This window comes from Acinetobacter sp. WZC-1 (assembly GCF_052544965.1).
Genome location: NZ_CP199370.1, coordinates 2,036,471 through 2,047,134, shown reverse-complemented (window position 1 = coordinate 2,047,134; position 10,664 = coordinate 2,036,471). Strand labels below are relative to the sequence as shown.

The 10,664-nt window shown below is 43.2% G+C and carries 9 protein-coding genes and 1 pseudogene; 8 read left to right on the top strand and 2 right to left on the bottom strand.

Going from position 1 to position 10,664, the window contains the following annotated elements; genetic code table 11:
• The first annotated feature begins 310 nt into the window (after positions 1 to 310).
• From ACT6PV_RS09470 to ACT6PV_RS09460, 3 genes are all read left to right on the top strand, one after another.
• Entirely contained in the window at positions 311 to 814 is a 504-nt protein-coding gene (locus ACT6PV_RS09470; protein ID WP_445116132.1) for a hypothetical protein, read from the top strand.
• Between the two features lie 114 nt (positions 815 to 928).
• The gene (locus ACT6PV_RS09465; protein WP_445116131.1) at positions 929 to 1,642 is read left to right on the top strand and encodes a hypothetical protein; all 714 of its coding nucleotides are present in this window, start codon (positions 929 to 931) and stop codon (positions 1,640 to 1,642) included.
• Positions 1,643 to 1,884: 242 nt separating this feature from the next.
• A complete protein-coding gene (locus ACT6PV_RS09460; RefSeq protein ID WP_445116130.1) occupies positions 1,885 to 2,247 on the top strand; it encodes a hypothetical protein in 363 nt (120 codons plus the stop codon).
• Positions 2,248 to 2,367: 120 nt separating this feature from the next.
• Here ACT6PV_RS09460 and ACT6PV_RS09455 read toward each other — a convergent pair.
• Both ACT6PV_RS09455 and ACT6PV_RS09450 read right to left on the bottom strand, forming a co-directional pair.
• A pseudogene (locus ACT6PV_RS09455) lies at positions 2,368 to 2,484 on the bottom strand (transposase); the annotation flags it as partial.
• Positions 2,485 to 2,649: 165 nt separating this feature from the next.
• Positions 2,650 to 4,110: a CYTH domain-containing protein gene (locus tag ACT6PV_RS09450; protein WP_445116129.1), complete on the bottom strand. Its 1,461-nt coding sequence runs from the start codon at positions 4,108 to 4,110 to the stop codon at positions 2,650 to 2,652.
• 300 nt (positions 4,111 to 4,410) lie between these two features.
• Here ACT6PV_RS09450 and ACT6PV_RS09445 point away from each other — a divergent pair, with 300 nt between their 5' ends.
• From ACT6PV_RS09445 to rapA, 5 genes are all read left to right on the top strand, one after another.
• Positions 4,411 to 4,767, top strand: coding sequence for an Mpo1-like protein (locus ACT6PV_RS09445; RefSeq protein WP_445117083.1), 357 nt, complete (start codon positions 4,411 to 4,413; stop codon positions 4,765 to 4,767).
• A gap of 133 nt (positions 4,768 to 4,900) precedes the next feature.
• Positions 4,901 to 5,527, top strand: a complete 627-nt coding sequence (gene thiE / locus ACT6PV_RS09440) for a thiamine phosphate synthase (protein WP_445116128.1) — start codon at positions 4,901 to 4,903, stop codon at positions 5,525 to 5,527.
• A gap of 73 nt (positions 5,528 to 5,600) precedes the next feature.
• A complete protein-coding gene (hemL, locus tag ACT6PV_RS09435) occupies positions 5,601 to 6,908 on the top strand; it encodes a glutamate-1-semialdehyde 2,1-aminomutase (RefSeq protein WP_445116127.1) in 1,308 nt (435 codons plus the stop codon).
• An 81-nt stretch (positions 6,909 to 6,989) separates the two neighbouring features.
• Entirely contained in the window at positions 6,990 to 7,634 is a 645-nt protein-coding gene (locus ACT6PV_RS09430; RefSeq protein ID WP_445116126.1) for an RluA family pseudouridine synthase, read from the top strand.
• Positions 7,635 to 7,776: 142 nt separating this feature from the next.
• A complete protein-coding gene (gene rapA, locus ACT6PV_RS09425; protein ID WP_445116125.1) occupies positions 7,777 to 10,614 on the top strand; it encodes an RNA polymerase-associated protein RapA in 2,838 nt (945 codons plus the stop codon).
• Positions 10,615 to 10,664 lie beyond the last annotated feature (50 nt).

Sequence of the window (10,664 nt, the reverse complement as noted above, 5' to 3'; positions counted from 1 at the left end):
TTGGGTCTGTTTAGTGTGTCTTTCATTTATGCGGAAGATAGATTTAAATTAAATGAAACTCAATGTATTGATTCAAAGGTTAATGATGGAAAGTTGGATATATATCTAAGTGATTGTATAGCCAAATGCACTTTTTGAACTACATTGGATAAACTCCAAGCTCTTCCTCAATGGAAAATTGACTATGGTTATTTCTAAGAATGGGCTTTTGGTGTCGAATTTAAAGAGATGTAGCCTTTAATTTGCATGTGGCTATAATAAAAAATTAAATAAAATTGATTCAATAGAAGTTCCTAATGATGTTGCGCAAGTGGAATATGTTTTTTTTAATGGGAAATATATATATATTGCATTTTCATATAATGAGATTTATAGGGATTTTAATGAAACTTATAATTATGATAATAAATATTTTTTGATAAATTCTTATGGTTGTAATAAAAACAATTATTGCAAGTACAGCTCTATTTTATCAAATTATTTTGGTAATGGTGGTGATATTGTAAATGAAAGAACAAAGAAGGTAGTCTATAAGTACCCATATTCAAAAAAGGAATTTTTAATAAAAGAACTAAAATCCAACAGGTTTAATAGTTGGGTTAACGGTAAGTTAACTGGTGGAAAAGTAATGGAAAAAACATTTATTAATGATGTTAATAATTTTTCAACTGAACATAAAGGCTATTTAATTAAGGGGGATGTTTTTAAGGTTAAAGATATAAGTTCCGGATGGTTAAATATTATTTATACAAATAAGAGAGGAAAGACAACCATTGGCTGGATCCCATGTAAAAATACGGATATTTGTAATTAACCCGAACCTCTGCTTAAGCCAATGTCTCATACACTTGAATTGTTGGCTTATTTTATGGCAAAAAGGAAAATTAAAAATAGCAACTGAGTTTATAGCTAAATACAGAGAGTGTAAATGAGAAGATATATATGGGTTTTATTTGCATTTCTATCTTTTGATGTATATGCTGATACAAATCAGTGCATTGCTTTTAAAAAAGATTATAGTCAGTATAACAATGAAAATATGTATGATTTGGATGCTTACATAACTGATTGTCAGCAGAGTTTTAAAAAAATAGAAACTTTTGGGTATTTTGGGGATAGCCCCAAGGTGAATTATTATTTTTTCCAAAAAAATAATGGCTTTAATCGTTTATTTATTTCCACTCATGTTTTAACAGATCAATACGAAGAAAAACCTAAATATGTATATGAAAATGGTAAGTATAATTTCATGAAAGTATATGACTGTTTTGATTTCATTTGTAAAATCAACAATAAAGTGACAAATTTTTTTGGTGATGGGGCAAATTTAGTTGAAATTAAAAATTATAAAATAGTGTGGGAATATCCTTATGCGACAGAAAATAACGTAAAAAAAGACTTAAACTCTAATTTTTTTAAAAATTGGCTAAATAATAAATTAAAAAATGGAATTATAAAAAACAAAACTAAAATTTATAATGATTCAGGTTTAAATTCTGAAAAATTAGGTTACCTTGTTCCTGGTGATAATTTTAATATCATAGATATTACGTCAAAATGGCTTAAGGTTTCTTATATAAGGAGTAATAAAAAAATAATAATTGGTTGGGTTCGCTGTGAAGACACAAATGTTTGCAATTAATACTTTTTGACAACAATTTTTTTAGCTATGATTAATTAATGGAGTCGTTCCAATAGAAAAATGAATATAATAAAATTTTGTTAAAAAATCAGCTATGATGAATTTTTAAATAAAATGGTGTGTGATGCTATGAAGAAAATAATATTGATTTTAGTAACTATTTTTTTTCATCCTGCTCTTATGCAAATAAGAGTGGTGATTTAGTAGGGAAGTCTGAGTGTGTATCAAAGGGTAGTGTCTGTTTGAAAAGAAAAGATGAGGATATTTTTTTAATTATAAATAATCATATATATCCTTCCATTAACTACTATGATGATGTAAAACTTAAAGCTATAAATGCAAATTATTTCCAGGTTATAAATAACTATAGTGAGAAGTCACCGGTTACAATTTATAGCACTTTTGTATATCAAAAAGGAGTTGTTAAAATATATTCCATAAAAACGATATCTTATCCAAATATTTCTCCGCAAGGTGATAGGCAGGAATGTAATATTTTGATAAATAGGATTTTTGAGAGACCATTATTGGAATATATTGATGATAAAGTTTTTAACTTAAATGAAAAACAAAAGCTAAATTTATGCGTGACAAGTAAAAATTAGAACCTGTAAATAATTTTGTGTAATTGCTTTTATTAATTAAAAGTGATTGCTTAAGCGATCACCAAACTCAATAATTAAGCGGTTTCACTACAACTATATTTTGAGCTTTATTTCCAATTTTATTTTTTGGGCTGTATCTAAAGCACGACAGGCTTGCGAAATTGAATAGCCTTGATCAAGCACAAGGCTTGCTGCTTCCAATTTGAATTCTGGAGTGAATGTTCGTCTTGTTCTCATTGAGCACCTCTTTGGTGAATACATTATCACCTAATTTGGTGTCCAACTTTATTAAACCACTACATAACCATAAAATCTGATGCCCATGTTGCTCTAATAATTCCTGTGTATCTGACTTTTTATTTTTAGGGGGGGATCCCCATCTCCCATGTCATTCTAAAAGCATCATTTTAAAAACTTACGGCTGACCAGAAACTGTTCAGTTGCCTCCAGTAAGGTCTGTGCATAGACGTCCTGTTTTGCTGTGAGCCAACCCAGGGCAAACCAGTCGCTTGCCTGCAATTCTGCCTGTTGCAAATAAGATGCAGAAGAGGTCAGTAACTGGTATTGTTCAGATGCCTGTTGCGCGTCGTTCAGGTGCTTGCCGTATTTCTGCAGGTTTTTTATATCGTAAATACTGGTCAGCACAGGAAAACTGAATTTCAGGGCATTCAGCTGCTGCGCCAGCTCATCAAAGCTTTCTGCATGGGCACTATCTGCCTTGTTGACAGCATTTTGCAAGTGTTTGTATTGCTGTTGCAGGCTATGCTGGGCATACCATTTTAAGTCGTGTGACTGAGCCTGATCTGTGGCGCTCAGACTGAACAGCAATAGTTCCAGGTAATGCTGAACATTCTGAGTGGACTTCACCAGGTTATAGAGTTTTTCCCTGGCATATAGAATGTCCTGGCTCAGACTCTCAGCAGTTTTCGGGTTTTGTAACAGGGCAGCCAATGTGCTCTGCATGTGTTCAATCTGTTGTAAATTTTCAAAATGACTTTTAAATGCCGAAAGCTGGTGTGCCCATTTATCTGAAACATCATCGCTCCATTCTCTGAACAGGGACAGGGTCAGATGCAGATGATGCAGTGCTGTCTGTGCCTGTTCAATGTGTTCCTGTTCTGCAACCTGAGCAGAAATGGCAGCAATATTGGGCAAAAGGTGCTGCAGTTGGCTGGCAATCAGCAAACGCAGGTTTTTATTGGCGGCTTCTTTTTTATTTAACTGAAACTCGCGGCTTCTGCGGGCAGGGCTGACCATTTGCCCGGTCACCAGCAAATTTCCGAATTCTGCCTTACTACGTACGTCCAGCCACAACTGATATTTTTTGACCCATTCAAAGCTGAATTTCAGCAGGGACTGTACGGTGCCGCTTTTTAATTCAAACTCAACTTCATGAACGTCCAGCTGTGCGGATGCAGCACGGATTTCACCAACATCCAGGCTGATTTCAATTTCAGCATCTTCAAATTGAATGACACGTCGGGTACGTCGGATGTCTGTTTCAAATTGCAGGCTGAGTGCTGTGATCGGTTCTCCCAGGGCAGTTTTCAGCAGCTGCTGTGCTTGTGGCTGATCTGCATAAATCTCCAGTTTCAGTTCAGGAGGCTGCTCCAGTTCGCCCAGTTCATAATTATGTTCAAAGCGATGTAAATGACTTTGACCGGCAGCTTTCAGAGTCTGAATCCATTGACTGCCTTCAAGGCGCTGGCGCAGGGCAATGCCATGTCTGGACAGGGCCTGATCTTCGCTGTCGTAATATCTGGCCTGTAGTTGAATGATTTCAGATTTTGAGGGGTCAATCGCTTTCTGAATGGCATTGCGACGGGCTGCCGGAATCTGAAATTTTAATTCAACTTCAACCATGATGTTATCCTGAGGTGTTGTCCTGAAAAGTGTGTTGTGATCTGAAAATGGATCAATTCAGTCATCACAATAAGAGCAGGGTTTTGCATTGGCATCTTATCGTCAGACTAAAAAAGTCAGCATTGTAGCCTGAATTGTGTGAATCTCAGCGTAGCAAATGCAGAAAATTCATCATCAGCAGGTTAGTTTTACGGTTCTGCTGTTGTATCCGGCTTTTGTTTGCCCCTAATATTGAAGGCGGACAGAACTATCACAGGGATGATGATTATGAATATCGATATAAAATCAAGGCAGACACAGATGCCGACACTCAGATTACCGCAGCAGCCACCTATTCAGAACTATTCCGAATTCTATCGCTTTTATCTGAGTGAACACCGCAGCATCATGAGCCGGCGTTTACATGCAGCAGGAAGCAGTGTCGGTATTTATTTTTTCAGTAAGGCAATCCGTCACAGAAAAGCAAAATACATTGCCTATGGGCTGCTGTCCGGCTATGCCTGTGCATGGGTGGGGCATTTTGTGTTTGAAAAGAATAAGCCCGCCAGTTTTAAACAACCTTTATATAGTTTTATTTCAGACTGGCGGATGCTTTCCGATATTGTCCGCGGTAATCTGAGTCTGAAGGATCGAAAATTTGACCGGATTGACAGCTGATTGCCCAGTCAGTGCTGTATAAAAAGCGAATTGTTGTTTTTATGGGAGCATCAGGGAAAGCATTGCAACTTTGTGCGGCGTATAAGCCTATAATACAGTAACTGATACAGCAGGGCTTTTTATGGGAAATGGCATGCGTGGCTTATATCTGATTACCAATGATGATCCGATGGAATTACTGGTGCAGAAACTGGAAGCCGCCCTGGCGACACGGCAAATTGCCATTTTACAATATCGCCGTAAGAAAACAGCCCGTCAGCATCAGCCACAGGAAGTGGCCCGGATCAAACTGCTCTGTGAAAAGTACCAGACGCCTTTTGTGATTAATGACAGCCTGGCACTTGCTGAACAGTTCGGTGTGGGCGTGCATCTGGGGCAGGATGATGGAGACATTGCTGATGCAGTGACCCGGTTGCAGGGTGGTGCGATCATTGGGCGGACCTGTCTGGATTCAATTGCGCTGGCTGAACAGGCCATTGCTGCAGGAGCGGACTATGTGGCTTTCGGTGCGATTTATGCCACTGCAAGCAAGCCGGAAGCGGGTCAGGTGGGGCTGGATATTCTCCGACAGGCTTCACAGCAGTTTAATGTACCCATTTGTGCCATTGGTGGATTAAGCGTTGAAAATTCAGCAGCTGTCATTGCTGCCGGTGCTGACCTTTGTGCCGTGATCAGTGATATATTAGGCCGGTCGGTTGAAGACATTCCCGCACGTGTTGCAGCATGGGCACATGTGTTTGCGGAAACTGCCACATATTGAAGATTTCAATATTCAGGACCTCAATATTTAATTATTTCAAATCCACTGGATTTCATTCAGGTTGCGTAAATTTATGAGCTTATCTTTGAAGCAGGAACAATTATTTAAACAAGCCAGCAAGCATATTCCAGGGGGAGTGAACTCGCCGGTACGTGCTTTTAATGGTGTCGGTGGTACGCCTGTATTTATTGAAAAAGCCCGTGGAGCTTATCTGTATGATGTCGACGGCAAACGCTATGTTGACTATGTCGGTTCCTGGGGGCCCATGATTCTGGGGCATGCGCATCCGGACATTGTACAGGCGGTACAACAGGCTGCGGTGGATGGTCTGAGTTTTGGCGCACCCACCGTGCATGAAACCACGCTGGCCGATATCATCTGTGAGATCATGCCCTCAATTGAGATGGTGCGGATGACCAGTTCCGGGACTGAGGCAACCATGACGGCCATCCGTCTTGCCCGTGGCTATACCGGTCGGGACAAAATTATAAAATTTGAAGGCTGTTATCATGGCCATTCAGATTCACTGCTGGTGAAAGCCGGTTCAGGCATGCTGACGCTGGGGGAACCGACTTCAAAAGGTGTTCCGGCAGACTTTGCAAAACATACCCTGACATTGCCATACAATGACATCGATGCGGTTAAGGCCTGTTTTACAAAATTCGGCAATGAAATAGCCGGTGTGATTGTGGAGCCGGTTGCCGGTAATATGAATCTGGTAAAACCGATTGCAGGCTTTCTTGAAAGCATCCGCGAACAATGTGACCAGTATCAGTCCGTATTTATTATGGATGAAGTCATGACCGGATTCCGGGTCGCGCTGGGGGGGGCACAGGCATATTATGGCGTTCAGCCGGATTTGACCACGCTGGGTAAAATTATTGGTGCCGGTCTGCCGGTGGGCGCATTCGGCGGCAAGCGTGAAATCATGCAATGTATTGCGCCGCTGGGCGGGGTTTATCAGGCGGGAACACTATCCGGGAATCCGCTGGCGATGCGTGCCGGTATTGCCATGTTCAGACATCTGCGTCAGCCTGACTTTTATAGTCAGCTGACTGCGAAACTTGAGAAACTGCTGTCAGGTTTGCAGGCGGAAGCTGATCAGGCCGGTATCGCATTTAAAACCCAGCAGGTCGGTGCCATGTTTGGACTGTATTTTACCGACCAGCAGGACATCACCAGTTTTGATTCCATGCTGGCCTGTGATGTGAATGCATTTAAGGCATTCTTTCATGGCATGTTAAAACGTGGCGTCAATCTGGCCCCTTCAGCTTTTGAAGCCGGATTTATATCCAGCGCGCATCAGGATGACGATATTAAATTGACCATTCAGGCAGCCGGTGAAACATTTGCAGAAATGAAATCACAGGGAATCGAATAAAGTTGCTGTGATGCATTGTAATTTTATGCCAGGCTTCCTATCATTGCCGGTTGATTCAGATGACCCGTCCAGGATTGAGTTTTGAGTAATTTTCTAACTGAGCAGCTGATCCACCGTGATGAGGATTTTATGGTGATTCATAAACCGGCAGGCCTACTCACGGTTCCGGGGAAAACCGAAGATTTGCAGGATTGCGTCATCAATCGGCTATTGTCCATTGAACCCAGAACCTTGCTGATCCATCGTCTGGACCGGGATACCTCAGGTATTCTGGTGTTTGGCCTGAGCAGGTGGGGGCAGAAAAATATTTCCCGTCAGTTTCAGGAGCGCCGCACGGCCAAAATTTATCAGGCATTGGTTGCAGGTCAGCTGACCGGCGAAGGAACGGTTGATGTTCCTGTCAGTTACGATCCATCCCGTCCGCCCATGCACATTGCCGATCCTGATCATGACAAACCGGCACTGACGCACTGGCAGGTGATGGAACATTCTGAAATTCAGCAGCAGCCGGTCAGTCGGGTCAGACTGACGCCCATTACCGGGCGGTCGCATCAGTTGCGTGTCCATATGCAGTATCTGGGGCATCCTATTCTGGGCGATACATTGTATGCCACAGCTGAGCAGCAACAGCTTATGCCACGGCTGTGTCTGCATGCAGAACAATTGAGTTTTATGCATCCGCAGACAGGGGAACCGTTGCAGTTCAGCTGCCCGGTTCCGTTTTAGGGGAAAACTTTTTAACAAATATTGAATCTGCTCATTTTTTAGTGAGCTTTATGTCAAAATGTATTGCTTAATGGCGTAAAACTTTGTTCAAATTATCTCCAGTTTTTGTGCAACAGTTTTTCGGTCCCAACCAGAGATAAAGGTGGAAAAATTGCAGGAATTTGCTATTGGTCAGCGTTGGTTATCAGACACTGAAACTGAACTTGGACTGGGGGTACTGATTGATACTGATGAGCGGTCCATCAGCATTCTGTTTCCAAAAAGTGATGAAACACGTGTCTACGCACGTAACAATGCACCTTTGTCACGCATTATCTTTAACGTCAATGACGAAATACAGGACCAGGAAGGTCATCACTGGCAGGTGGAGTCACTGGATGACCGTCATGGCGTGATCCGTTATAACGTGGTCAGAATACTGCAGGATGGCACTGAAGAACGCAAAGCCCTGAACGAAACCCGTATTGGTGCATCAATCCAGCTGTCCAGACCGCTGGACCGATTACTGGCCAGCCAGGTGGATTATAAGGAGTGGTACGACCTGCGTATTGAAGCCCTGCAAATGCAGGCCAGTATGCAGAACAGCCCGCTGCGTGGCATGATCGGTTCACGTGTCGGCCTGGTGCCGCATCAGCTGTATATTGCTCATGAAGTAGGCAAGCGTTTTGCGCCCCGCGTTTTACTGGCCGATGAAGTCGGTCTGGGCAAGACCATTGAAGCGGGACTGATCATTCATCAGCAACTGAAAACCGGGCGTTCTGAACGGATACTGATTCTGGTGCCGGATTCACTGCAATATCAGTGGATGATTGAAATGCGTCGCCGTTTCAATTTGCAGTTTTCGCTGTTTGATCTGGCCCGGACGGCATCCATTAAGGAACATGACCCTGAACTGAATCCGTTTCTGACCGAACAATGCATGATTGCCAGTATTGATTTGCTGATCGACCATGAAGATTTACGTGAGCAGGCTGTGGCTGCCGGTTTTGATCTGCTGGTGGTCGATGAAGCACATCATCTGATGTGGAGTGAGGAAGAAGGCGGTAATGACCGTTATGACCTCATTGAAGAACTGGCGCAGCAGACTCCCGGCGTGCTGCTGTTGACTGCCACACCGGAACAGCTGGGCGTGGAAAGTCATTTTGCACGTTTACGCCTGCTGGATCCGCAGCGTTTCAGTTCGCTTGAACGTTTCCTGGATGAAGAACAGCAATATCATCACACGGCGCAGATTGCCGAAGTTTTAATGTCAGACATGCCGCTTGAAGCGGTGCATCTGGAAGCGATTGAAAAACTGCTGGGGCATCAGATTGCAGATGATCCGGAACAGCGCTTTCGTGCCATTCACGAACTGCTGGATCGTCATGGTACGGGGCGTATTCTGTTCAGGAACACCCGTGAAGCGATCCAGGGTTTTCCGGGGCGTGACTGTCAGCCAGCCCCATTGGTGGCGCCTGAAAACTGGTCGATGGATGGCAAGCTGCGTGAGCAGATGTGGCCTGAAGAAGCCCAGCTGGATGGTGCATGGATGCAGACTGATCCACGGGTGCTGTGGATTATGGAAATGCTGCGCAGTCAGCTGAAACATAAAAAAGTATTATTGATTGCACGCAGTGGTCCGGTGGTTGAAGCACTGGAAAATGCATTACGCATTCATGCCGGAATTCGTACCGCCATGTTTCATGAAGGCATGAGTTTGCTGGAGCGTGACCAGGCTGCTGCTTATTTTGCCGAAGATGCTTATGGCGCACAGATTTTACTGTGTTCTGAAATTGGTTCCGAAGGCCGTAATTTTCAGTTTGCCTCCGATCTGATTCTGTTTGACTTACCGGCGAATCCGGATGTACTTGAACAACGGATCGGGCGTCTGGACCGGATTGGCCAGGAAAACCGTATCCAGATTCATGTGCCGTATCTGATGGGAACTGCCCAGGAGCGTATGTTCCGCTGGTATAACGAAGCCCTGAATCTTTTCAGCAATATTTCGCCTGCTGCTCAGACCTTACAGGAAAACTTTATTGTTGAACTGAAAGACTGCTTAGTGGCGGATCTGGGACAGAAGTTTGAAGATCTGCTGGAAACAGTGAATGTGCAGCGTCAGGGACTGGAGGAAGAACTTCAGGCCGGTCGTGACCGTCTGCTTGAATATAATTCCTGCCGTCCGATGGTGGCACAGGAGATTGTGCAGGCGCTTGAAAACTATGATGACAATACCACCTTGCCCATGTTCATGAAGCGCTTTATGGCGTCGACCAATATTGATTTTGATGAACAGAGTAATGGCACGGTTATTATCAAACCGACGGATCAGATGCAGGTTCAGGGACTGAGCATTGATGAAGAGGGCATGACGGTCACTTTCTATCGGGATCAGGCTCAGATTCGTGAGGATGCACAATACCTGACACTGGAACATCCATTTACCGAAAGTGTCATGGAGATGATCCAGACTCAGTCGTTTGGCAGTACCAATGTCGCATTGCTGAAAACCAATGCGCTGAAACAGGGAACGGTGCTGCTGGAGGTCTGGTTTAAAGTGGAAGTGATTGCACCGAAGGCGCTGAATCTGCCATCGAGTTTACCGACTCAGCTGATCCGGATATTGCTGACTGAAAATGGTCAGGATTTATCGGCAAAACTGGATCCTGACATTATCCGGCCGTATCTGTATCATCTGGACAGCAACAGTTGCCGTCAGGTGGTCAAGGCACGTCGTGAAATTATTGAACAGCGTTATGCCCAGGCATTGGATATCGCCAGGGCATCCCTGCCTGAACTGAAACAACAGGCCAGGGAAATATATGGCAATAAATGGCAATACGAAATTGATCGCCTGGGTTATTTAAGACAGTTCAATCCAAGTATTCGGGCAGATGAAATTGAACATCTGCAAAAATTACAAAAAGAAGGTCTGAACCTGCTGGATGGTTTATCTGTCACGCCGGAAGCCATTCAGGTACTGGTGATTGTCAAACCATAAACAGGTTGAATGGATTAACGGATGCTGAAATAAAAAACCCCTGTCAGACC